General features: G+C 29.7%; 28 protein-coding genes. 12 read left to right on the top strand and 16 right to left on the bottom strand.

Annotation, left to right across the window (positions count from 1 at the left end):
- Positions 1-4: 4 nt before the first annotated feature.
- Positions 5-256: a CmeU family protein gene (gene cmeU / locus AJ881_RS03240; protein WP_070282989.1), complete on the bottom strand. Its 252-nt coding sequence runs from the start codon at positions 254-256 to the stop codon at positions 5-7.
- A gap of 127 nt (positions 257-383) precedes the next feature.
- On the opposite strand from cmeU, the gene AJ881_RS03245 reads away from it, so the two are divergent.
- Positions 384-1730 (top strand): coproporphyrinogen III oxidase family protein, encoded by a 1347-nt coding sequence (locus tag AJ881_RS03245; protein ID WP_070282987.1) that lies wholly within the window; start codon positions 384-386, stop codon positions 1728-1730.
- Here AJ881_RS03245 and hemJ read toward each other — a convergent pair.
- The 4 genes from hemJ to AJ881_RS03265 form a co-directional block, all read right to left on the bottom strand.
- Positions 1727-2179 (bottom strand): protoporphyrinogen oxidase HemJ, encoded by a 453-nt coding sequence (gene hemJ / locus AJ881_RS03250; RefSeq protein WP_070282985.1) that lies wholly within the window; start codon positions 2177-2179, stop codon positions 1727-1729. The two genes, AJ881_RS03245 and hemJ, sit on opposite strands and share 4 nt — an antisense overlap.
- Positions 2163-2633, bottom strand: coding sequence for a signal peptidase II (lspA, locus tag AJ881_RS03255; RefSeq protein ID WP_052858530.1), 471 nt, complete (start codon positions 2631-2633; stop codon positions 2163-2165). Before lspA ends, hemJ begins: the two co-directional genes overlap by 17 nt.
- Positions 2626-3963 carry a phosphoglucosamine mutase gene (glmM, locus tag AJ881_RS03260; protein ID WP_044793898.1) on the bottom strand — a complete coding sequence of 446 codons (1338 nt, stop codon included), beginning with the start codon at positions 3961-3963 and terminating at the stop codon, positions 2626-2628. The genes lspA and glmM overlap by 8 nt, the downstream gene beginning before the upstream one ends.
- Before the next feature lie 93 nt (positions 3964-4056).
- Positions 4057-5082, bottom strand: a complete 1026-nt coding sequence (locus AJ881_RS03265) for a cytochrome-c peroxidase (protein WP_002937005.1) — start codon at positions 5080-5082, stop codon at positions 4057-4059.
- Positions 5083-5281: 199 nt separating this feature from the next.
- Here AJ881_RS03265 and plsY point away from each other — a divergent pair, with 199 nt between their 5' ends.
- From plsY to AJ881_RS03290, 5 genes are all read left to right on the top strand, one after another.
- On the top strand, positions 5282-5890 hold the full coding sequence (gene plsY / locus AJ881_RS03270; RefSeq protein WP_002921511.1) for a glycerol-3-phosphate 1-O-acyltransferase PlsY: 609 nt from the start codon (positions 5282-5284) through the stop codon (positions 5888-5890).
- On the top strand, positions 5875-6192 hold the full coding sequence (locus AJ881_RS03275) for a dihydroneopterin aldolase (RefSeq protein WP_002857609.1): 318 nt from the start codon (positions 5875-5877) through the stop codon (positions 6190-6192). Before plsY ends, AJ881_RS03275 begins: the two co-directional genes overlap by 16 nt.
- 78 nt (positions 6193-6270) lie before the next feature.
- Complete coding sequence (gene hsrA / locus AJ881_RS03280; protein WP_002857553.1) at positions 6271-6942, top strand: homeostatic response regulator transcription factor HsrA; 672 nt, start codon at positions 6271-6273, stop codon at positions 6940-6942.
- Between the two features lie 112 nt (positions 6943-7054).
- Complete coding sequence (locus AJ881_RS03285) at positions 7055-7300, top strand: YfhL family 4Fe-4S dicluster ferredoxin (protein WP_002854647.1); 246 nt, start codon at positions 7055-7057, stop codon at positions 7298-7300.
- On the top strand, positions 7300-8760 hold the full coding sequence (locus tag AJ881_RS03290; RefSeq protein ID WP_002866641.1) for a Ppx/GppA phosphatase family protein: 1461 nt from the start codon (positions 7300-7302) through the stop codon (positions 8758-8760). The genes AJ881_RS03285 and AJ881_RS03290 overlap by 1 nt, the downstream gene beginning before the upstream one ends.
- Here the strand turns inward: AJ881_RS03290 and AJ881_RS03295 are convergent.
- The 9 genes from AJ881_RS03295 to AJ881_RS03335 all read right to left on the bottom strand — a co-directional run bounded on the left by AJ881_RS03295 (position 8757) and on the right by AJ881_RS03335 (position 16000).
- Positions 8757-9554 carry a membrane protein gene (locus tag AJ881_RS03295; protein WP_002889661.1) on the bottom strand — a complete coding sequence of 266 codons (798 nt, stop codon included), beginning with the start codon at positions 9552-9554 and terminating at the stop codon, positions 8757-8759. The genes AJ881_RS03290 and AJ881_RS03295 overlap by 4 nt on opposite strands.
- Entirely contained in the window at positions 9555-9863 is a 309-nt protein-coding gene (gene fliN / locus AJ881_RS03300) for a flagellar motor switch protein FliN (protein ID WP_002824739.1), read from the bottom strand.
- Positions 9863-10285, bottom strand: a complete 423-nt coding sequence (locus AJ881_RS03305) for a chemotaxis protein CheX (RefSeq protein ID WP_002854524.1) — start codon at positions 10283-10285, stop codon at positions 9863-9865. Before AJ881_RS03305 ends, fliN begins: the two co-directional genes overlap by 1 nt.
- Positions 10286-10355: 70 nt before the next feature.
- On the bottom strand, positions 10356-11105 hold the full coding sequence (gene trpA / locus AJ881_RS03310) for a tryptophan synthase subunit alpha (RefSeq protein WP_002854645.1): 750 nt from the start codon (positions 11103-11105) through the stop codon (positions 10356-10358).
- The gene (gene trpB / locus AJ881_RS03315; protein ID WP_002861118.1) at positions 11098-12276 is read right to left on the bottom strand and encodes a tryptophan synthase subunit beta; all 1179 of its coding nucleotides are present in this window, start codon (positions 12274-12276) and stop codon (positions 11098-11100) included. The genes trpA and trpB overlap by 8 nt, the downstream gene beginning before the upstream one ends.
- Entirely contained in the window at positions 12273-12872 is a 600-nt protein-coding gene (locus tag AJ881_RS03320; RefSeq protein WP_002934007.1) for a phosphoribosylanthranilate isomerase, read from the bottom strand. The genes trpB and AJ881_RS03320 overlap by 4 nt, the downstream gene beginning before the upstream one ends.
- Positions 12859-14460: an anthranilate phosphoribosyltransferase gene (trpD, locus tag AJ881_RS03325; protein ID WP_070282983.1), complete on the bottom strand. Its 1602-nt coding sequence runs from the start codon at positions 14458-14460 to the stop codon at positions 12859-12861. The genes AJ881_RS03320 and trpD overlap by 14 nt, the downstream gene beginning before the upstream one ends.
- Positions 14457-15707 carry an anthranilate synthase component I family protein gene (locus tag AJ881_RS03330; RefSeq protein WP_070282981.1) on the bottom strand — a complete coding sequence of 417 codons (1251 nt, stop codon included), beginning with the start codon at positions 15705-15707 and terminating at the stop codon, positions 14457-14459. The genes trpD and AJ881_RS03330 overlap by 4 nt, the downstream gene beginning before the upstream one ends.
- A gap of 167 nt (positions 15708-15874) precedes the next feature.
- Positions 15875-16000 (bottom strand): hypothetical protein, encoded by a 126-nt coding sequence (locus AJ881_RS03335; RefSeq protein ID WP_044778484.1) that lies wholly within the window; start codon positions 15998-16000, stop codon positions 15875-15877.
- A gap of 122 nt (positions 16001-16122) precedes the next feature.
- Between AJ881_RS03335 and AJ881_RS03340 the strand changes: the two genes are divergently transcribed.
- From AJ881_RS03340 to AJ881_RS03365, 6 genes are all read left to right on the top strand, one after another.
- Positions 16123-16908, top strand: a complete 786-nt coding sequence (locus AJ881_RS03340) for a sulfite exporter TauE/SafE family protein (protein ID WP_070282979.1) — start codon at positions 16123-16125, stop codon at positions 16906-16908.
- A gap of 73 nt (positions 16909-16981) precedes the next feature.
- Positions 16982-19804: an excinuclease ABC subunit UvrA gene (gene uvrA / locus AJ881_RS03345; protein ID WP_070282977.1), complete on the top strand. Its 2823-nt coding sequence runs from the start codon at positions 16982-16984 to the stop codon at positions 19802-19804.
- 1 nt (position 19805) lies between these two features.
- Complete coding sequence (locus AJ881_RS03350) at positions 19806-20357, top strand: hypothetical protein (protein WP_044778479.1); 552 nt, start codon at positions 19806-19808, stop codon at positions 20355-20357.
- 19 nt (positions 20358-20376) lie between these two features.
- Positions 20377-21090: a hypothetical protein gene (locus AJ881_RS03355; protein WP_044793886.1), complete on the top strand. Its 714-nt coding sequence runs from the start codon at positions 20377-20379 to the stop codon at positions 21088-21090.
- Positions 21071-21664: a hypothetical protein gene (locus AJ881_RS03360; RefSeq protein ID WP_002870754.1), complete on the top strand. Its 594-nt coding sequence runs from the start codon at positions 21071-21073 to the stop codon at positions 21662-21664. The genes AJ881_RS03355 and AJ881_RS03360 overlap by 20 nt, the downstream gene beginning before the upstream one ends.
- Positions 21664-22107, top strand: coding sequence for a YqaA family protein (locus AJ881_RS03365; protein WP_044780428.1), 444 nt, complete (start codon positions 21664-21666; stop codon positions 22105-22107). The genes AJ881_RS03360 and AJ881_RS03365 overlap by 1 nt, the downstream gene beginning before the upstream one ends.
- Here AJ881_RS03365 and AJ881_RS03370 read toward each other — a convergent pair.
- Positions 22063-23070: a nucleoside hydrolase gene (locus tag AJ881_RS03370; protein WP_002861113.1), complete on the bottom strand. Its 1008-nt coding sequence runs from the start codon at positions 23068-23070 to the stop codon at positions 22063-22065. The two genes, AJ881_RS03365 and AJ881_RS03370, sit on opposite strands and share 45 nt — an antisense overlap.
- Positions 23067-24428, bottom strand: a complete 1362-nt coding sequence (locus tag AJ881_RS03375; protein WP_059110892.1) for an MFS transporter — start codon at positions 24426-24428, stop codon at positions 23067-23069. The genes AJ881_RS03370 and AJ881_RS03375 overlap by 4 nt, the downstream gene beginning before the upstream one ends.
- Positions 24429-24491 lie beyond the last annotated feature (63 nt).

Consider the following 24491-nt stretch of genomic DNA (forward strand, 5'->3'; position numbering starts at 1 on the left):
TAAATTAAAAATCTTTGTCTAAATCTGCATCTGTAATTTCATAAGCCTTGTAAATAGCAGGCAATAATTTTCTTATAGTATAATCAAAATGATAAAATTGCCTATATACCTCTTCTGGATTTAAATTTTTAGCATTCTTAAAATCAAATACTTCAGTATTATTGATTTTGGCAATATTTTCATCAAAATAAGAGTAAAACTTTGCTCTTTGTTTAAACAAAACATTTAAATTTTGAACAATTTTGGCTTTATCCATTTTATATCCTTTTTAAATAATTTAAAAACTTAATCCCATTTTTTATTTAAGAAATAAAAAATTTACTCCTATTTTAGCTAAAAATTGATAAAGTTATATCTTAAATATTTTAATATATAGGCCACTTATGAATTTATTTCAAAATTTAGCTTTAAAATACTCTCATACTATGATGGAAAAATCCCTCCAAAAAGGTTTCAATGTCGAACTTTTAAAACAACCCAAAGAAAAAATTCCAAAACAAGACAAAAGCTATATGCTTTATGCCCATGTACCTTTTTGCCATACTTTTTGTCCTTATTGTAGCTTTCATAAATATTATTATGATGAAAATTTAGCCAAAGTGTATTTTCAAAATCTTAGAGAAGAAATTAAAATCATGAAAGATAAAGGTTTTGATTTTACTTCCATGTATGTGGGTGGTGGTACAACACTGATTAACGAAGAGGAATTATTAAAAACCTTAGAACTTTGTAAAAAATTATTTAATATAAAAGAAATTTCATGCGAAAGTGATCCAAATCATATTGATCCAAATAAGCTTTTTATGTTTAAAGGTATAATTGATCGTTTAAGTTGTGGGATTCAAAGTTTTGATGATGAAACTTTAAAAAAAGTGGCAAGATATAATAAATTTGGTTCATCTAAAGAACTTCAAGAAAAAATTTCAAAAGCTTTAGGAATTTTACCTATTTTTAGTATAGATCTTATTTTCAATCTTCCAGGACAAAGCGAAAAACAACTTTTAAATGACTTAGAAATTGCTAAAAATTTAGCCCCGCAACAAATTACAACCTATCCTTTAATGAAATCAAATCTTACCAAAGATAATATCGCTAAAAGTCTAGGAGTGAGCATTAAAGATAATGAATTTACTTATTATCAAATCATATGCGAATTTTTTAAAGACTATACCCAAAACAATGGTTGGAGTTTTTCTTTAGAAAAAAACAAGCTTAATGACGAATATGTCAGTTCTCATCATGAATACCTAGGAGTAGGCAGCGGGGCTTTTAGCTTTTTAGATGGGGAGCTTTTAATTAATGCATTTAATCTAAATGATTATGCTAAATTTATACAAGAAAAACAAAATGCTAATATAGCCAAAGCTTGTTTTGATAAAAAAGAGATTATCAAATATGTCTTTTTAACTGAAATTTTTTCAGGGAAAATAGAAATTGATAAATTTAATAAAACTCTAAATTGCAACCTCGAAAAAGAACTTTTCATAGAACTTTTAGGGCTTAAAACAAGTGGTGCCATCATAAAAGATCAAAATGCTTTAATCGCAACCGAATTTGGTCAATATCTTTTTGTGGTTTTAATGAAAGATTTTTACACAGGAATGGATCTTGTGCGTGCAGTATTTAGAGATGATAAGCGTCTTAAAAATAAAGATTATATCGATATCATGAAAGAAAATATTGATCCGCTTAACTCCGCTAGTATGGAATTTAAAGCGGAGACAAACTAAAAGGGGCGAACAACCATCATTAAAGCGATAATAATAAACATTATAGTTGGGAATTCATTATAAATTCTAAAATATTTCCCACTTTTAGCAGAAGTATCATTTGCTAAAGCTTTTAAACAATAATAATTATGTATATGGAAAATAATCAAAAGTGTAACACAGGTAAGTTTAACATGCATAAAACCCGAACCTACCATTAAAACTTCCTTATGAGCATGCAACATTAAACTTCCTGTGATTAAAGTCACAATCATTGCAGGAGTTTGTATATAAAAATAAAGTTTTCTTTCTTGAATTTTTACAATCTCGACAAAACCTTTATTGTCTTTATGTTCAGCATGATACACAAAAAGACGAGGTAAATAAAAAAGACTCGCCATCCAAGAAACAAATGCCAAATAATGCACCCATTTAATCCAAAAATAATAATCATTAATCCATTCTGTCATCTTTTTTCCTTTTTTTAAATATTTCTTGTATTAAAATCAAAGCCACACTTATATTTATCATGACATCTGCAACATTAAAAATAGCAAAATTAAACCATTTATGCCAAAAAAACATATCCACTACACCTCCATGTATAAAACGATCCAATAAATTTGAAACACCAGCACCAAGCATCATTCCAAAAGCTATACTATGAGTTTTTAAAAGTGTTTTTTGCCAAAAAAGATAAATAAAAAGCACGCCAATTAAAACAAGATGTAAATATTTTAAATTATGTTCTAAAAAACTCAACATTGAAAAAGCTACGCCTGTATTTAGAGCATAAGTTAAATCTAAGTATTCACTCTGCCATCTAAGTCCTGCTAAAGTTAAGGATTTTACCCATTGATCAAGAGTAAAAACCAAAACAAAGGCACCCCAAAAATAAAAAATAAATTTAAAAGTTTTAGCCATTTAAAGCTTTCTTAAAAAACTCCACAACATTTTTCATTTCTTTTTCTAAGAGCTTAATATCTTTAGCTTCTAGCAAAAGTCTTATCAAATTTTCTGTTCCAGAATAGCGAAATAAGGTATTAATATTTTTATTTTCTAAATCTTTTTTTAATTCTTTTAAACCTTTAATTTTATCTAAATCTTTTTTTTCTGCAATTTTAAGATTGATTAAAAGCTGAGGATAAGGTTTGACTTGACCCAAAATAGAGCTTGCAGATTTTTTCTTAGAAAGCATTAAAGCGCTAAATTGCAAAGCAGCTATCAAACCATCTCCAGTTTTTGCATAATCGCTAAAAATAATATGTCCGCTTTGCTCTCCGCCAAAATTTCCACCATTAGCTTTTAATTTTTCAAGCACATATTTATCGCCCACATTACAAGTATCAAGTTCTATGCCATGTTTATTTAAAAACTCTTTTAAAGCACCATTACTCATTATAGTAGCCACAACACTTGATTGTAATTTACCTTGTTCTTTAAGATAAAGCGCTAAAACCCCTAATAAACTATCTCCATTAGCCACTTCTCCTTTTTCATCTACAACCACCAAACGATCTGCATCACCATCAAAAGCAAAGCCCACATCTGCACGCAAACGCTTTACCTCAGCAGCTAAATTTGCAGGATGTAAAGCTCCACAATTTTCATTGATATTAAGTCCATTAGGTTTATCGCTCATTACTATAACTTCAGCACCTAATTCCTTAAAAACAGTAGGTGCTACCTTATAAGCTGCCCCATGAGCCACATCTAAAACCACACGCAAAGACTTTAAAGTAAGATCTTTTGGAAAAGAATTTTTAATAGAAACAATATACCTTCCTATAACATCATCAATTCTTTTTGCTTGACCAATTTTTTCCATATCCACCTTAGAGGCTTGTATAAGCTTATCATCAAAATAAATTTCTTCTATTCTTTTCTCTATATCTTCACTGAGTTTATTTCCATGAGCATCAAAAAATTTAATACCATTATCATAATAAGGATTGTGAGAAGCTGAAATCATAATCCCTGCATCACAACGCATATCTTCAGTTAAGAATGCAATCGCAGGAGTTGGCATAGGACCAATTTGTATAACATTATATCCTATAGAAGTAAGCCCTGAAACAATAGCATTTTCTATCATATAGCCGCTTCTTCTTGTATCTTTTCCTACTAAGATATTATTAGTAATACTTTTATCTTTAAAATAAATACCCGCAGCCATTGCTAAACGCATAGCCAAAAAACTATCTAAAAATTCACCCGCTTTTCCACGAACTCCATCGGTTCCAAAAAGTTTCATTGCAAACCTTTCTAGCAAAATTTAAAGACAATTATAACAAAGCTAAGATAAAGAAATTTAAACAAGCTCTAAAAATAGAGCTTGTTTGGAACCTTATAGTTCAGGTTTAGGAGTTTTTTCAGTAGAAATAGGAAGTTGTGGATAAACAATTGCTGGTTTTGTTCCTGTTAAAGATTTTAAGAAAGTTTCAATACTTTTTGCTTCTTTATCAGAAATTTTAATGCCAAGTTGCACACTACCCATTTCCTTAATAGCATCTTTTAGATTCCAAATAGCGCCATTATGAAAATATGGAGCAGTTTCAGCAACATTTCTTAAAGTTGGAGTTTTTACCATACCATTTGCATCACCTTTAAAATCACCTAAATTTGCAAATTTATATTTACCAGCAACTTCAAACGCTTGCATATTGCCACCTAAATTCACACCATTATGACAAGCTACACAACCTTTATCTATAAAAAGTTTTAAACCTTGTTGCTCTTCTTTTGTTAAAGCTTTTTCATCGCCTTCTAAAAATTTATCAAAACGAGATGGAGTGATTAAAGTTCTTTCAAAATTTGCAATTGCATCAGCAATATTGTCAAAATTTACACCGCTTTTACCATAGATTTTTTTAAACTCACTCACATATTCAGGCAAAGATGAAATTTTTTCTACTGCAAGTTTAGCAGGAGTTGCCATTTCAGGATCAGCTTGGATTGGACCTTTAGCTTGATCGGCTAATGTTCCTGCACGACCATCCCAAAATTGAGTATTATTTAAAACTGCATTATAAACTGTTGGTGAATTTAAATGATGAGGATTTGCTGTCCATTTATGACCTATTGCAGTACTGATTCCATCTGTTCCACCAAGTCCTACATTATGACAGGTATTACAAGAAATGATACCACTTTTTGAAAGGCGTGGTTCAAAATAAAGCTTTTTACCAAGCTCTGCTTTTTCAAGAGTAAATTCACTAGCCTTTACTCCATTTTGTTTTAAAATTTCATCAACGCCTTTTTGATCTTTTGGTAAGGCAACAAGACCTGAATTTTTAGCTTCATCTATAAGACTTGCAGCATTTAAGCTTGAAAAAGCAACTAAGGATGCAATTAGCAATGATTTTACTTTCATTTACAAACTCCTATTAAAGATAAATTAAAATAAAATAATAATCATTTAGAGCTTAAATAAAAATAAATATTATTAAAAAATATTTATAATTAATTAATACTATTTTTATCTTAAAAATTATTTTTTGTTTATTTATTTTCATAAGATATAATTTTTAGTTATAAATCTTAAAATTTTAAGATGATTTGAAAAGGATATTATGGAAAATTTAATAATTTACGCTTTTATATATCTTTTAGGTTCAATCCCTTTTGGGCTAATCCTAGCTAAATTTTTTGCTAAAACTGATATCAAAAAAGAAGGTTCAAAAAGTATAGGGGCAACCAATGTTTTAAGAGTAGTAAAAGAAAAAAATCCCAAACTAGCAAAAAAACTTGCCATTGCTACAATAATTTTAGATTTTGCAAAAGCAGCTATTCCTTTACTAATCTTAAAATTTCTTCATTATGATCAAGCTTTGCTTTGGAGCGTGGCAGTTTTGGCTATTTTTGGACACTGTTTTTCAATTTACTTGTTATTTGAAGGAGGGAAAGGCATAGCAACAGGAGCAGGTGCTATGATAGTTTTGCTTCCATTGGAAGTGCTTACAGCATTTATTGTGTGGGTAGTTATTGGAAAAATTTTCAAAATATCTTCGCTAGCTTCTTTAGCAGCGTTACTTGCTTTTGTTGTAAGTTCTTTTATATTTAATTATGACTTAGAAATTCATACACATGCACCCGTTTTCATTATCGCTTTTATTATAGTATATAAACATCTACCTAATATTAAAAGATTGATTTTTAAAGAAGAATGCAAAGTCATATAAAAATAAAATTTCACTTTAAGTGTATCATCGGTATATTAGATTTCGAAAGAAGGAAAAAACAAAAAATTATTATCAAGCTTAAAGCTAAAGCAAATGAATTTTTAAATTATGCAGAGGTAATTACCAAAATTAAAAAATGGTATAAAAAAGAAGAATTTTACACCCTTGAAGAGTCTTTAGACTTTGTAAGCTTAAATTTAAAAAAAGATTTTCCTAATTTAACCAATCTTAACATAAAAATTTTCAAACCCCATATAATAAAAAATGCTACAGTTGGGGTTAAATTGAAAAAAAAATATTAATTTTTTTTTAAAGATATCTAAACATTTACTTAAGCTATGATATAATTCTTTAAATTTTTCTTAATAAGGATAGAACAAATGAGAATTTTAGTCATAGAAGATGAGATTAGCCTAAATAAAACAATTATAGACAATCTTAATGAATTTGGTTATCAAACCGATTCTTCTGAAAATTTTAAAGATGGAGAATACTTTATCGGCATTAGACATTATGATTTAGTTTTAGCAAACTGGACTTTACCTGATGGAGATGGAGCTGAACTTGTTAACACTATTAAGCATAAATCTCCAAGAACTTCAGTTATGATTATGTCTTCAAAAACAGACAAAGAAACAGAAATCAAAGCTTTGAAAGCTGGAGCTGATGATTTTGTTAAAAAACCTTTAGATTTTGATATTCTACTCGCAAGAATTGAAGCAAGACTAAGACTTGGCGGAACCAATGTTATTAAAATTGAAGACTTAGTTATTGATCCAGATGAGGAAAAAATTACTTATAAAGGTCAAGATATAGAACTTAAAGGAAAACCTTTTGAAGTTTTAACACACTTAGCAAGACATTCGGATCAAATTGTATCCAAAGAACAACTTTTAGATGCTATCTGGGAAGAACCTGAGTTAGTAACTCCAAATGTTATCGAAGTAGCTATCAATCAAATTCGTCAAAAAATGGATAAACCGTTAAACATATCTACCATAGAAACAGTTCGTCGTAGAGGATACCGTTTCTGCTTCCCTAAAAAATCTTAACAATTTTGCACCTTCGGTGCAAAAAATTTATCTTTATTTCTATTTTTATATTTTATTTAAGTTTTGTTATTGTATAAACTAAAATTATTTTTTAAATTTTTGAAAGGTTATGATGTCTCTTTTAATTACAAAAGACTGCGTATGTTGTGATGCTTGCAGAGAAGAATGTCCTGATGAAGCTATTTATGAAAATAGTCCAATTTATGTAATAGACCCTGATCTTTGTTCAGAGTGTGTTAATGATTTTTCAGAGCCTGCCTGTATTGTTGCTTGCCCATATGAATGTATCATTCCTGATCCTGATAATGTAGAAACTATAGAAGAATTAAAACTCAAACATAGAGATAGAGAATTTTAATGGCAAAAAAAACAGCCGTTGTTGATCTTGGCTCAAACTCCATTAGAATGGTGATTTTTGAAAAAACTTCTAGATATGGTTTTTATACAACTTGCGAATACAAACGCAAAGTAAGACTTGGAGAAAATGCTTATAATAATGGCAAAATTCTCCAAGAAGAAGCCATGCAAAGAGCCGAAGATGCCTTAGCTTTTTTCAAACAATGTGCTTTAAAGCATAAGTGCAAAAAAATATTTATAGTAGGCACATCGGCCTTAAGAGATGCCCCAAATTCAAAAAATTTCATTAAAAGAATCAAAGATAATCTGTCTTTAAATATACGCTGTATAGATGGAAAAAGCGAAAGTTACTTAGGTGGTCTTGCGGCTTTAAATTTATTAAGTCCTTTTAAGGATGGAACCACTTTAGACATAGGTGGTGGTTCTAGTGAATTGTGTTTAATAAAAAATAATAGAATTATTTCTTGTATATCTCTTGATATTGGCACTGTTAGGCTAAAAGAATTGTTCTATGATACTGGAAAAATGGATTCTTTGGAAGAATTTATAAAACCAATTTTAGAACAAATTCCTAAAGAATTTTGCAATCAAAACCTTATTGCAATAGGTGGAAGCTTAAGAGCAATATCTAATTCCATTATGCAAAAAAATTCCTATCCACTGAAAAATTTACATGATTTTCGCTATATGCTAGATGAAGAAAAAGGACATATTTTAAAAATTTTTAATTCAAACTTAGACTCTTTAATCAATTTTGGCATAAAAAAGGATCGTTTTGATACCATTAAAGAAGGTATATTTATTTTTTTAAAGATTGCGGAAAAAATAAAAGCCAAGCAAGTTATCACGAGTGGAGTTGGAATCAGAGAAGGAGTTTATTTACAAGATTTGCTTCGTCCTAAAATCACTTTTCCACCAAATTTCAATCCTAGTTTAAAATGTTTACAAGATAAATTTTTACAATCAAAACAAAAAAATAAAACTCCACATTTTGCTCTGCAAATTTTTACAACCCTTAAAAATCTTCATAAACTTAACGATAACTATAAGCATACTTTACTAAATGCTGCTAAATTATGCCATATTGGAGAATATTTAAATTTCTATTTTGCTAATGAACATTCTGCTCATTTTGTACTAGGTGGATTAAATTATGGATTTTCACATAAAGAAAAAGCTTTAATTGCTAGCATTATTAAGCTTAATGGAAAAAAAGTTAATCCTTATAATCTTGAACCCTATAAGCAACTTTTACCCAATATTCATACCATTTCATGGCTTAATTTTATTTTGTGCCTAGCTAAAACTTTAAGCACAAATGAAGATAAGATTGATTTTGCTTTTGCAAACAATACTCTTTATATATATCAAGAAAACAAAATTCTTAATTTACCCAAAGATGAGCTCAAAAAAATTGCAAAACCAGCTACCATAGCATTAGCAATCAATCAAAAAATTTAAGATTTTTTACCTTTTTGACGCTGTTCTATAAGATTTTGAATTCTTTTTTTATTCTCTTCAAAAAAAGAATCAAAATTTTTCTCTGTTTTTTCTGTATGTTTTATTGTTTGTTCCTCTGGAATTTCAATACTTTCTAAAAGCACATTGGAATTACCTATTATCATTGTATAACGTTTATTAGCGTGATCAAAAACAACAAGTTGATTATTTTTATCTAAAAATCTTTGGAAAATCATAGTAAAATCTCTAGAAACATTGTTATTTTTATAAACCATAGTCTTTTTAAACCACCAAAGTACTATTAACAAAATAACTAAAATTAGCATTACTAAGATATAATTTGTATAATCATACCCTTCTAAACTTGTACTTTTTGGTTTAGGCATTAATTCTTGAGAATTATTCGCAGTTGTTGTAGGTGCAGATTCGATATTTGCTTTCCCTTGCTCTATAGCTCGTATCCTTACTCCAAATTTATCATTGATAGAGCTAAGTTCTAAATTAATATTTTGTTTGTTTTGTAGCATAATATAGGTATTATTATTTTTAGAACTAATACTAATTTTATCTACAAGTTGAGAGTTAAGTTCTTTTAATTCATCTTTAGAATACGTTAAATCACTAAAAGTTAAAAGAGTTAAATTTTTTTCTTTTTTTTGAGAAATCTTGCCATTATAAGCATTATCAAAAGAAAGCATTAAATCTACTCGATCATTTCTATCGTAGATATTATAACTAATCAGCTCAACACTATATAAAGGTAAAATTAAAAAAAATAATACTAGTAATCTCATTTAAATTTCTTTTTTAAAGTATTGAAGCACAGTCTTAGAATCCAAAATTTCATTAATTCTTATAGCGAGATTTTTTTCATAAACCATAACCTCGCCTTTGCCAAAAATTCTTTTATTGATATAAAGCTCAACGCTTTCTCCAGCAGGCTTTTCAAGATCAATAACCGAACCTACTTCAAGTTTTAAAAGCTCTGCTACACTCATATTTGTAGTTCCAAGCTCGCTTACAAAATCTACTGTAATATCTAAGATATCTTCATAAGATTGTAAAAGCCCATGATGAATGTTAAACTCTATATCATCGCTCATTATTTGCAATATCCTATTCTAAAATAACAATTTTCAAATTTATAAGTTAAAGCTTCATCTAGAACTATTTCAGAAAAATCAACTTTTCCTAAATATTCGGGAATTCCAAGTTTATACTCGTCATCACCCTTAGCATCATTTAACAAATTTTTAGCATAACCTATAATCTGATTGGCACATTCTTTAGTTAAATCGCACCAGTCATCTTCTTTAAATTTTTCATCATTAATTAAAATTTCTGCAATTTTTTTTAAAAATTCTTTTGGAAAAAATAAATAAAAATTACATTCTCCTTCGCTTTTGCCCATGATAGGAATACTCGCTCCATAAAGTTCACCGCTTATATCTTGAGCTGCTTCAATGCGAAGTCTTAAGATATGCTCGCAAAAATGAGTGATGGAATACTCAAGAATCTTTAACATAGCTACCACCTTTATAAAAAACTTAATTTAAAATTATAGTAAATATAAAATAAAAATATGTTTTAAAATTTTATTTTTTGAAAATTTCTTCAATATCTTTCATTATTATATCCAAATTTCCTTGTTTAAAACACTTTACTATGCTAGTTCCTACAATCACTCCGTCAGCAACTTTTCTCATTCTTTTTACATCTTGATTATTTTGAATGCCAAAGCCTACAAAAATAGGCAAATTTGTAAAAGATCTGATTTCTTTTACTTTATCTTGTAAGATTGCTTCTTCGACACTTTTCGTACCTGTAATACCTATGCTTGCTAATAAATAAATAAAGCCCTTAGCATGTTTTACTAACTTTTTAACCCTTTCTTTAGGGGTTGTAACGCTTACAAGTGTGATTAAAGCTATATTATATCTTTCACACTCTTTAATTAAATCATCACTTTCTTCAAAACTCAATTCAGGCACAATCAAAGCACAAATCCCTAAAGATTTTGCTTTTTTCACAAATTTTTCCAAGCCATAAGAAAAAATTAAATTATAATAAACCATAAAAACCAAAGCTTTTTTAGTTTTTATCCTAGCTAAAAGCTCAAAAACACTATGAATATCCACGCCTTGATCAAGAGCTATTTTTGCCGCATCTGCAATAATCTCACCATCGGCAATAGGATCACTATAAGCAACACCAAGTTCTAAAATATCAATAGGGCTTTGATCTAATCTTTGCAAAAAAGCTTCACTTGTTTGAAGATTTGGATAACCTAAAACCGTATAAGCCACATTTGCATTTTCTTTATAAAATTTTCTAAAATCAACCATAAATCACCCCTTTTTTATAATCTCTAATCATTTGCATATCTTTATCTCCCCTGCCTGAAAGATTTACTACTATCACGCTTTTCTTTTTTAAAGTTGGACAAAGTTTTTCTAAAAACGCTAAAGCATGCGAACTTTCAATCGCTGCAATAATACCTTCTTCTTTGCAAAGTAATTTTAAAGCTTGCATACATTCTTCATCACTTATAGCATGATATTGCGCTCTTTTACTTTCAAATAAAAAAGCATGCAAAGGCCCAATTCCTGGATAATCAAGCCCTGCAGAAACACTATGTACAGGCAAGATATTGCCTAAATCATCTTGTAAAACCTTGGTTTTCATACCGTGAATAATGCCTGTTTTTCCCTTATTTAAAGTCGCTGCATGATAAGGCGTATCAATGCCAAGCCCCCCTGCTTCAATACCTATAAGTTTAACATTTTCATCTTTGATAAAATCATAAAAAATCCCAGCTGCATTGCTTCCACCCCCAACAGCTGCGATAATATAATCTACTTTTTTATTGAGTTTTTGAAGTTGCATTTTGCATTCTTTTCCTATAATGCTTTGAAAATGGGTTACCATTTTAGGATAAGGATAAGGACCTACCGCACTTCCAACCACATAAAAAATATTTTTAATATCTCCAACCCAAGCTTGAATAGCTGCAGTAGTAGCTTCTTTTAGAGTTTTAAGCCCACTTTGTACTGCATGAATTTTAGCACCCAAAAGCTCCATTTTATAAACATTTAAAGCCTGTCTTTGCACATCGGTTGCCCCCATATAAATTTCACATTCAAGTCCTAAAAGTGCTGCTGCAGTGGCTGTTGCAAGCCCGTGTTGACCTGCTCCTGTTTCTGCTATGATTTTTTTCTTTCCCATTTTTTTTGCTAAAAGGGCTTGAGCGATGGCATTATTGATTTTATGTGCTCCAGTATGATTTAAATCCTCGCGTTTTAAATAAATTTCATGCTGATATTTTTTGCTTAAATTTCTAGCAAAATAAAGCGGAGTAGGACGCCCCACATAAGTTTTTAAAAGATCGTTTAATTCTTTTTTAAAGAGTTTATCTTTAGAAAATTTCAAAAAAGCACTTTCTAGCTCATTTAAAGCAAACATTGCACTTTCAGGCAAAAACTGCCCACCAAAATCCCCATAATACGCTTTTTTCATTTTTTCAGCTCCTTTAAAATTTGTTTTATTTTGTTGATATCTTTTAAGCCTTTTTCATCTTCAAGTTTTGAATTAAGATCTAAAATTTTAGCTCCTGTTTTTACAGCCTTATGAATATTATCCAAACCTATGCCTCCAGCTAATGCAAAATCTTTAGTATAAGAACTTAATAAAGTCCAATTAAAACTTATTCCATTACCGCCCTTTAAAATTCCCTTAGCATCAAAAAGCACTAAATCAGCAAAAATTTCACTTTTTAAATCTAAACTATTTTCCACACTTATCACCTGCCAAACAAAAACATTTTGCACCTTTAAAATTTCAAATTCTTCTTTGGTAATAGTGCGATAAATTTGTATCCCATCAAGCTTAACTTCTTTAATACATCTTAAAATTTGTTCCAAATTTTCATCTACAAAAACACCGACAACTTTTTTATCTTTCTCATGAAAAATTGCACTTAAATTTCTCGCTTGATTTAAACTCACTCTTCTTGGACTTTTAGCAAAAATAAGTCCAAAAAAATCAATATTTAAAAAAGCTAAATCTTTAGCATTTTTTTCATCTTTAATACCGCAAATTTTAAGCTTTAACATAAGCTTGATACTCCTTAAAATACTCTATAACCTTACCTGAATAAATGGCTTCTAAAATTATATCTTTAGCCACTAAAGGCGAACTTGCTTTATTGGCTGTATAAAGTGCAAACATAGCATTTAAAACTACCAAATCAAATTTTGCCCCTTGCATTTTACCGCTTAAAATATCTTTTAAATCCTTAGCGTTTTCATATGCGCTAGATCCTATGATTTCACTATGAAAAGCTCTTTTAAAACCAAATTGTTCAGGACAGATAGAATACTCTAAAATTTCTCCTTCACAAAGCTCATAAATTTTACTTTCATCGCAAATACTAAGCTCATCCATACCATCATTTCCTCTTACCACTAAAGCTTTTTTGCGTCCTAAATTTTTTAAAACCTCTATCAAAAGCCTATGCACAGGTGCGTGATAATTTCCCATAAGTTGATATTTTAACTTTAAATTAGGGTGCAATAAAGGACCTAAAACATTAAAAACCGTTCTTACTCCAAGCCTTGATCTGATCTCTTTAAGTTCTCCTACTAAAGGATGGAAAAATGGAGCATGTAAAAAACTAAGCCCTTGATTGTTTAGTTGTTTTAAAGCTGATTCTAAAGTGTTTGGAGTAGTTATATTTAAAGCTTCTAACACATCTGTACTTCCGCTAGAACTTGAAATGGCACGATTTCCGTGTTTGGCTACTTTTACTCCTAAAGCTGCTAAAATAAAAGCACTAGTCGTAGAAACATTGATACTTTTAAAACCATCTCCACCTGTTCCACAAATATCAATCATCTCACTCTCATCACTAAAAGTTTGAGAATATCTTAAAATTTGTCTTACAAAAGCACTTAAAGATTTTTCGTTTAAAGACTTTTCAGTGATTAAAATCAACAAAGCCGCCACTTGTAAAATTTCATAATCTTTAGACATAATAATCTTGCAAATTTGCTCAAAATCATCGCTTTGTAAAAAATGATTTTCACTCATTTTTTGCAAATAAAAACTTAAAGGATTTTCTTGTTTTTGTGATTTTTTTATATCTTGTTTTAAAAAATTAGAAAAAAGTTGTAAGCCATATTCACTAAAATAACTTTCAGGGTGAAATTGCACGCCATAATAAGGTAAATTTTTATGTCCCAAAGCCATAATCACACCCTTTTCATCAAGGGCTAAAATTTCAAGCTCATCACCAAGCTGTTTAACCTCTAAAGAATGATAACGCATTACGCTAAAATTTGAAGGCAAATTAGAAAATAATTCATTTTCCTTGCATTGTTTTATCAAAGAATTTTTTGCATGCATAGGCTCTTGCATCTTAACCACTAAAGAATCAAAAGCTAAAGCTAAAGCTTGATGTCCTAAACAAATGCCCAAAACAGGGATATTAAGCCTTGCTTTAAAAATTTCAAGACAAATCCCACTTTGACTGGGATGTTTTGGACCAGGACTTAAAATAATATGAGTAGGATTTAAATTTTTAATTTCACTCAGGGAAATTTCATCATTTCTTCTTACTAAAATTTCATCATTGCTGAGTTGTTCTAACATGCTTTTAACATTAAAAACAAAAGAATCATAATTATCAATTAAAAGTATCATTGATTTTCCTTTTTTAATTTTTCAAAAGCTACCAAAAGCGCCCTACGTTTAGCACAAATTTCTGCATATTCTTTTTGACTCTCACTTTGCAAAACAATACCCGCCCCACTTGCCAAATAAGCCTTATCTTGAGTAAAAAAAGCGCAACGAATTAAAATCGCTAAAGTTATGTCTTCGTTAAAATTTAAAAATCCTACCGCACCACCATAAACTCCACGATCGCAATCCTCAAGCTCACTAATGATCTCTAAAGCTCTTATTTTAGGAGCTCCGCTTAAAGTTCCCGCTGGAAAAACTGCCTCAATCACATCGAAAATACTCGCATCTTCTTTCATATTGGCATACACTTCACTCACTATGTGCATTACAAATTTATTTTTAATAATAGAAAAAAGATTTTCCACTCTTGTTTGAGTGCCAAATTTAGAAGCATCATTTCTTGCTAAATCTACAAGCATCTTATGTTCACTAAGTTCTTTTTCATCACTTAAAAGATCTTTTTCTAAAGCCAAAAGATCGCAGTTATTTTCCAAATTTCTAGTTCCAGCAATAGGGGCTAAATAAATCTCTCTTTTTTTAATTTTTAATAAAAACTCTGGAGAAGAACCCAAAACAACACCATATTTACTTGGAAAATAAAACATATAAGCGCTTGGATTTAAAACACTTAAACTCTCATAATAATCAAAAGCATTTACTTGATGCTTGATACAAAGTTGCTTACTTAAGACCACTTGAAAAATATCTCCACTTAAAAGATATTCTTTAGCTTTTTCACACATTTTTAAAAAATCATTTTTTTCATCTTCTAAAGAGTTTAAAATTTCAAAATCATTTTTTTGCTTCGTTTTTATTGGCTCAATATCATCTTTTAAATATTCAAAATATTTTGAAGCGCCAAATTTAAAAAACATCTTACTATTTTTCTCATAAATCAAATAAGCTTTAGCATTGGCGAATAAAAATAAAGGAAAATCATAATTTTTCTTAGAAGAAAGTGGAATTTTTTCAAACAAAGATACAAAATTTGCACTAAAAACTCCAAAAAATCCAGCAAAATCGCAAATTTTATTCTTGCTTAAAACTTCATAATATTTTGCCTTAAACTCGCTAAAGGATAATTCATTAGCATCTAAATAATCACAATCAATCCCTATAATTACCTTAGTCAAATCCTCTGCAAAATAAGAATTTTCAAATTTTTCAAGGATTTGTCTGTAATAAAAATTTACATTTTTAACAAACATAATAAACCTTTTTAAAAATTAAAATAAATTAAAATAACATTAAAGAAAAAATTTAGATAAAAAGAAGTTTAGAAACGCCAAGAGCGAAGAGTATGTGTAAGTTTTAAAATCAAAGAACTACTAAAAAAACCATTTTCACTCATCTTTTACCTTTCTTATAAAATATTTCAAAAATTAAGACTTTTATGAAAATTTTTAAAGTCTAAATTAATTTTAATCAATAAATATAAAATTTGCTTTAAATTTAAAATAAATATTATAAAATCTTTATATTTTATAATATTTTGAAACATTTTTACGATGCTTAAAGTTACCAAAAAAATATTCTATTTTTATAAAAAACTAAGATAATACTTAGCTTAATAAGATAAAATTATTCCGTATTTGAAATATTTAATATTTTTTAGGAAAAGCTATGGAAATCACAGATTTACCTTATCTAATCATAGGAATCATTTCAGGTATTGCTTCTGGACTTTTTGGCATTGGTGGAGGTATGATTATCGTTCCTTCTATGTTCGCACTTGGAGCAAGTGCTCACCATGCTATCGGAATTTCAGTATTGCAAATGATTTTTGCAGCAGTTTTTGGCTCTTATATTAATTATAAGAAAAAAAATCTAAATCTTAAAGATGGTATTATGATAGGTTTTGGAGGGCTCATAGGGGCAAGCTTTAGCGGAATGCTTTTAAAAGCTTTAAGCGATGTAGCTCTTACTAGCGTATTTTTGGCGGTAAGTTGTATATTTTTTATCAAATATGCTTTTGGAATTAAAGAAAACATTGTGCAAAATCAAAGAAGCGTTTGGGTAAAGAATGTCATTTTATTTATTGCTGGAGCTTTTACTGGTATTTTTGCTATTTCTTTGGGAATTGGTGGTGGACTTTTAATTGCTCCAATTTTAGCTTATTTTTTAGGCTATGATAGTAAAAAAGTTGTTTCTTTATCCTTGTTTTTTGTTATTTTTGCTTCAGTCTCTGGTGTTATATCTTTTTCAAATTCTGGAGTTATAGACTCTGAAGTTATTCATAAAGGAATACTAGTAGGTATAGCTTCTATGGTTGGAGTTTTTATAGGAATTAAAATCATAGAAAAAATGCATATTTCAGCTCATAGAAAAATTTTACTTTGCGTATATGCCTTATCAATACTTGGAACCACCCACTCTTTGCTTAATAAGCTAAATCTTATAAATTTTTAACTTGGATTTATCCAAGTTCTTTTAATATTATTATGCTAAAATCTTAAATTTATTTTAATGTTTAGGAAAGACTATGAACGATACCATCAAAATCATTGGTGCAAGAGAAAATAACCTAAAAAATATCCACCTTGAAATTCCCAAAAACAAACTCATTGTTTTTACAGGACTGAGTGGAAGTGGAAAATCAACCCTTGCTTTTGGCACTCTTTATGCTGAAGGACAACGCCGTTATATAGAAAGTTTAAGTGCTTATGCCAGACAATTTTTAGATAAGGTAGGCAAACCTGATGTCGATAAAATCGAAGGTTTAACTCCAGCCATTGCTATAGATCAAAAAACTACTTCTAAAAATCCACGCTCTACTGTAGGAACCATCACTGAAATTTATGATTATCTAAGACTTTTATATGCAAGAGTTGGCATTCAACATTGTCATCAATGTGGACAAAAAATCTCATCTATGAGCGTAAGTGATATAGTCAGTGAAATTTTAAAATTTCCAAAAGGTGCAAAAATCATTATCTACGCCCCACTCATACGAGAAAAAAAAGGAACTTATGCAGATTTGCTTGAAAATTTACGCAACAAAGGCTATGTAAGAGCTCAAATTGATGGAGTTTTGGTAAGACTTGATGAAGAAATTGAACTGGCCAAAACCAAAAAACACACCATTAAACTTGTCATAGATAGACTTGAAATTCAAGAAGATTTACTTTCTCGTCTTGCAAGCGATATAGAAAAAGGTTTACAGGAAAGCTTTGGAGAAATAGAAATAGAAGTTTTAAATCATGAGGAAATAAACCTTAATAAACACTATCATTTTAGCGAGCATTCAGCTTGTTTTGATTGTAAAATTTCCTTTGTTCCACTTGAACCTTTAAGCTTTTCTTTTAATTCTCCAAAAGGAGCATGCGAAGCTTGTAATGGACTTGGCATTCGTTATACTTTAGATATGAAAAAAATCATCGATGAAAATTTAAGCCTCGAAAACGGTGCTGTTAAAATCATGTATGGTTTTAATAAAAGTTATTATTATAAATTCCTAATCGCCTTTTGCGAACAAAATGAAATTCCTATCAAAATACCTTTTATGCAATTAAACGAAGAACAAAAACGTCTTGTATTGTATGGTAATGCCAAAACTATAGAATTTCTTTGGAAAAGAAATCGTCTAAAACGCACTTTTGAAGGCGTGGTTAAAATGGCTTATGAAATGCTAAAAGATGAAAAAGATTTAGCCGAATATATGAGTGAAAAAATTTGTAAAGACTGCGGTGGGCATCGTTTAAAACCCGAAAGTTTAGCCGTGAAAGTAGCCAAAAAAGGCTTGGGTGAAATTTTAGATATGAGCATAGAAGATAGTACGGCCTTTTTTGCAGATGAGAAAAATTTTTCTTATTTAAGTGAGCAACAAAAACTTATTTCTAAACCTATCCTAAAAGAAATCAACGAAAGATTGTTTTTCTTGTATGATGTGGGGCTAGGTTATCTTTCCTTAGGGCGCGATGCAAGAACGATTAGTGGGGGTGAAGCACAAAGAATCCGCATAGCTTCACAAATTGGCAGTGGTTTAAGTGGAGTGATGTATGTCTTAGATGAGCCTAGCATAGGACTTCATGAAAGAGATACTGCAAAACTGATTAAAACTTTAAGAAATTTACAACAAAAGGGCAATACCCTAATTGTCGTAGAGCATGATAAAATGACTATAGAAGAAGCAGATTTTATCGTAGATATTGGCCCAAAAGCAGGAAAATTTGGAGGTGAGGTTGTATTTAGTGGAACTTATAAAGAACTTTTAAAAAGCAAAAGCGAAACTGCACTTTATATGAATGGTAAAAAACAAATTTCACAGCTTAAAAATAGAGAGCAAAAAGAATGGCTAGAGCTTAAAAATGTAAATATTAACAATATCCAAGATTTAAGCGTAAAATTTCCTTTACAAAATTTAGTCGCTATAACAGGAGTTTCAGGTTCTGGAAAAAGTTCTTTGATACTTCAAACCCTACTTCCTTTTGCACAAGAGGAATTAAACCGTGTGAAAAAAGTTAAAAAACTTGGCGGGGTGCAAATAGAAGGACTTGAAAAACTTGATAAAGTCATTTATCTTGATCAAAGCCCAATTGGACGCACACCACGTTCAAATCCTGCCACCTATACAGGCGCTATGGATGAAATCAGAAATCTTTTTGCCGCCACTAAAGAAGCCAAAATGCGTGGTTATAAAGCAGGACGCTTTTCTTTTAATGTTAAAGGTGGAAGATGTGAGAAGTGTAGCGGAGATGGAGAAATCAAAATAGAAATGCATTTTTTACCTGATGTTATGGTAGTTTGTGATACTTGCGGGGGCAAACGCTACAATGATGCCACGCTAGAAATCAAATATAAAGGCAAAAATATCAGTGAAATTTTAAATATGAGTGTTTTAGAAGCGAGTGAATTTTTTACAGCCGTTCCTAAAATCAAACAAAAATTAGATACTCTAGTAAAAGTGGGTTTAGACTATCTAACCCTAGGACAAAATGCCACCGCCTTAAGTGGAGGTGAAGCACAAAGAATCAAACTTGCTAAAGAACTAAGCCGTAGTGATACAGGAAAAACTCTTTATATACTTGATGAACCTACAACAGGACTGCATTTTGAAGATGTTAATAAACTCATCTTAGTTTTACAACATTTGGTTGATCTTAAAAATTCGGTTTTTGTAATAGAACATAATTTAGATGTGATTAAAAATGCTGATTATATCATCGATATGGGGCCTGAAGGCGGAGTTAAAGGTGGAAAAGTTATAAGCACAGGAAGCGTGGAAAAAGTCGCTAAAGAGCATAAGAAAACAAAATCCTATACAGGATATTATTTAGATCTAGAGCTTAAAAACGCAAGGAGTTGAAATGATACACGAACAAAAAATTGCATTTTTTAAGATTAAAAGATTAAGTGTTTATATATTTTTCTGTGCTTTATATAATTTTTATTACTTTTTTTCTTATGAAGGGGTGACAAGTTCATATGAAGCTGGGAACGAAATTCTTTATATTGGCGGTATATTTTTATGCTTCTTTTCTTGTATTTACATAGTTCTTGCTTTTATTTTTATGGTGGTCAGAATTCATTTTTTATTTTCTTCTAATAAGATTTTAATTTATTTTTTGCTTGCCATTATAAACCTTGGTGCATCTTTTTTTCTTTTGGAAAATAAAATTTTATTTTTAGGGCTTTTAGCTTTATTTTTCGTTTTTTATTTTTTATTTTCACTTACCCTTGCTTTGCTTTTTAAAGAGGTGAAAATGTCTTTTTTATTTGCATTTTTGTGCATGCTTTTGGCATTTTTATCTTTTATATTTGTCTATAAATCAAGCCTTTTATTTCTTTTCCTTACTTTGCATTTTTTGAGTTTTGCTTATGCCTTTGAAAGGTATAAAATTTTAAAAAAGCTAGATTGAAATATTTTAAAGAAGAAAAGTGTCAAATTTAAACTTTCATCAAATATTTGAAATTCGAAGACAAAATGATTTTAAAAGCGTTAAAAAGTTTGCTTGGATAGTTTTTATAAGTTTTTTACTTTCAATTTGTTTTTATTTTTTACCTATCGTTCTTGATTTTATCTATGATTTAAAATTGTATAATTTTGATTCTATCGCTAACATTCTAACTATAATTTTTTGTGTGATTTTTTTAATTTCTTATTCAATTATGATTTTAAAACTTTATTTTACAAGTAAAAGTAAAGTTTTGTTGATAAGTTTTTTTATAGGTGCAAGCACTCAATTTATCACTTTGTTTAACTTAATTCTTATTATGAGTGCTTCTTATCCTCTCAGTCAGATATCGCGTATTGCTCTATATAGCTTTTCTTTTTTATGTCTTATAGTAGCCATTTTTTGTACTTTTATATTTTTTAAAACACTAAGAGCTTTATGTGAAAATCAAATTTATTTTCTCTTATGTTTTATTTTTAAAAGTATGATTTTGATAATTGTTTTTATATTTATGTTTTTTTTAATTCATAGCAAGCCTTCACTTGCTTTAGCCATAACTTTGTTTATGTTTTTTTTCTTTACAGGTTTATTGTTTGTCATTTATTACGCCCTATTTGCTTTCGCACTTAGTAAAAACCAAAATATCAAATTTATCCCAAATTTAAAGCTTTTATCCAATGAAAAAGAAAATAATTAACTATAGTATTTTATTTGTTATCTTTTTAAGCCTAAGTCAAATCACCTTAGTTTTTGTTTTTAATCACTATTTAACCATTGATTATAGCCTTTATGAATTACCACCGCAAAACCTTCAAATGCTAAATTTAGCCGATCAAAAGCTTTATCTAAGAGAAAATTTGCATTTTTTAAATTCTATTTTAACTTTTTTACTGCTAATTTTATTTTGTTTTATACATTTATTTTATTTTTTTCTTTTTAGAAAAGAAAAATTGATATTTCCTTTGGCTTTTTGTTTTATTTATATAATGTTTGTTTGTTGTATTGATATGTATTTTCATCTAGAAAACGCTAACTTATGGCAATTTTTCATTTATTTAGCTTTTATTCTTTCTTTTATTTATATATTTCTTTTAGATAAATTTTTTCAAAGCCATCTTTTCAAAATTTATTTTATTTTTATCATTGTAGGTGCTATTTTTTTAAGATTAGATCTTGGAAATTTAAATTTGTATTTTGAAATTATCAAATCTTTTTTATTTCCTATCCATCTTTTTATTTTGTTTATTTTAATGCGTAAAAAAGAGTTTTAATGTTTGATTTTTTATATAGTGATATAAGTTATTTAGGACTTTTTATAGTGTGTTTTCTTTCAAGCACACTATTACCCTTAGCAAGCGAAGCCTTTGTTTTAGGCTTTATAAAACTTGATTTTAATCCAAATTTAGTGCTTATCGTAGCTACTTTGGGTAATACCTTAGGAAGTTTAAGTACTTATGGCTTGGCTTATCTTGGTAAGCAAAAAATTTTAGAAAAATACTTTAGCAAATCCTTGAAAAAATTAGAAAATTTCAATGCTAATTTTGCCAAATTTGGAAGTATATTTGCTTTTTTAAGCTTTTTACCTTTAGTGGGAGATCTTTTTGCCTTAGGACTTGGTTTTGCGAAATATTCTTTTTTAAAAACTATATTTTTTATCTTACTTGGAAAATTAAGTCGTTATGCTTTCATAATTTTCATAGCAAACTCCTTTTAAAAGCCTCTCTTTTATAAGTTTTAAAAGCTTTGCATTGTCTACATTTTTTAAAATTTTAACACAATTTTTAGTGCTTAAATCCATCCCCATACTCATTTTTGGTTCTTTAAAGCAACGCCAACTCATACCTCTTGCCAAAGAACTATCGCAAATAACATCAGCATAACACTCATCAAAATCTGCAATACTAGAATCTAATGCGTAAGCTATCGTTAAAGCGTCATGTATCCAAGTTCCCTTTGTACCACGTGTTTTAGAAGCATAATCAATCCAAACGCCTAAAGTTTTAACGATAAAATCGCATAAAATATTCTTAGCTTGCAACTCTTTTAAATCCTCATGAGTCAATAAAGTCTGCATGGTTACATTATAAGGTACGAGTGTAATTTTAGCTCTTGAATTTAACACTATACTAGCCGCCTCAGGATCGAAACCAAAATTTGTATCTTTAGTGTAATAAGGCATATCAAAACTACCGCCCATAATAAAAAGCTCTTTAAGATTTATATCAAAATCTTTAAAAATTTTCATAGCCATAGCGATATTTGTCAAAGGTCCTATCGCACAAATAGAAATTTCTTTAGGATTTTTACCCACCAACTCACCCATTTTAAAAATCGCATCAGGATTTATATTTTCTAAAATTTCAGGACTTTTTATATTTTCCCAAAGATATTCGAGTTTAAAATTTTTTACACTTTCATCAAGTCTTTGACGCCAAGCTTTACTTGGTTCTTTTAAGGCTTCATTCGCTCCTAAATAAACGGGGATATTTAAATTTAAACGTTTAAATAAATCCTTAGCCACGCTATAGGCAACAAGACTTGGAACATTACCGCAAATTGTGCTTAGCATTTCAAGTTTGATTTCTTTAGATGCCAAAATCAAAGCAAGCGCTAAACCATCATCGGTATTTGCTCCTGCAATAGCATTGCCTATATCCGTGTCTAAGATAAGTCTCATATCGCATCTTCTATTTTATTTAAATCTCTGCCTCTAGTTTCTGGCGCAAAAAATGTAGTCACAAAACCTATACCTGCAGTTAATACAAAATACGTTGCGATAGGCCACCAAGTGCCATAATACGCAAGCAAAGCAGAAGCCACCATAGGCGCTGTTCCTCCTGAAAGAATAGAACCTAGCTCCTTAGCAAAAGCCATTTTTGTATAACGGTTTTTTACCCCAAAAAGTTCTACACCCCAAGCCGCTTGTACACCAAAAATCCCTAAAGATGCTAAAGACATACCTACAATAATAGTTAAAATCACAATAATTTCATTTTTACTATCTAAAAGCATAAAAGCAGGAAAAGCATAAATCATCAAAAGCAAACAAAACATTCTATAAGTAATACGTCTTCCAAATCTATCACTTAAATAACCTGCCAAAGGAATAACCAAAAAACCCACCAATGAAGCTATCATTACCGCTGTAGTGGCAACTGATTTGTCTAAAAGTAAAATTTTAGTCACATAACCTACAATAAAACCTTGCGCAAGATAAGAAGGTCCGTTTTCGCCTATTCTTAAGCCCACCATAGTCCAAAAAGCACGACTTCTTTGCCAAAAACTTCTTTCATCTTTTTTCATATGCTTTTCGTTATTAAGACGCAATTTCATCATTTCATTTTTTTGCTTTTCAAAAACAGGGGTTTCTTTGACATGAAAACGAATATATACAGCAAAAAGAGCGATTAAAATACTTCCCATAAAAGGAACTCTCCAACCCCATTCTTTAAAACTTGCTTCATCCATTTGTACCATCAAAAGCCATACAAAAGACGCAAGCAAAGTTCCGCTATTTGATCCTAAAGCAATCACAGAAGAAACAAGCCCTCTTCTCTTGCTAGGAGCATATTCTCCAAGCATAACTGTTCCACCTGAAAGTTCAGCTCCTGCACCAAAACCCTGCATAAAACGTAATATAACCAAACAAATAGGCGCCCAAACACCAATTACTGCATAGCTTGGGATAAAACCTATAAGAGTAGTTGAAATTCCCATTAAAGCTATTGTAGCCATCATAACATTTTTTCTTCCGTGTTTATCACCTAAATAACCAAAAAACAAAGCCCCAATAGGTCTTGCAATAAAACCTATGCCATAAGTTACAAAACTAAGCAAAAGTGCAATTACTGGAGTTTGCTCAGGAAAAAACACTTCTGAAAAAATTGTTGCAGCTGCTAAACCATAAAGTGCAAAATCTGCATATTCCATAGCAGTTCCCAACCAGCAAGAAAAAACTGCCTTTTTAAAAACTTTCCTACCTTCAGGTGTATTAAAATTCTTATCCGCAATTCCATCAATTTGCTGATTTGTCATTACATTATCCTTATATTTTAATATATTTTTTTATAAATAATTTGTAATTATGGCTAAAAATTG

The organism is Campylobacter sp. BCW_6460, from assembly GCF_001762705.1.
In the GTDB taxonomy this organism is placed as follows: Bacteria; Campylobacterota; Campylobacteria; order Campylobacterales; family Campylobacteraceae; genus Campylobacter_D; species Campylobacter_D jejuni.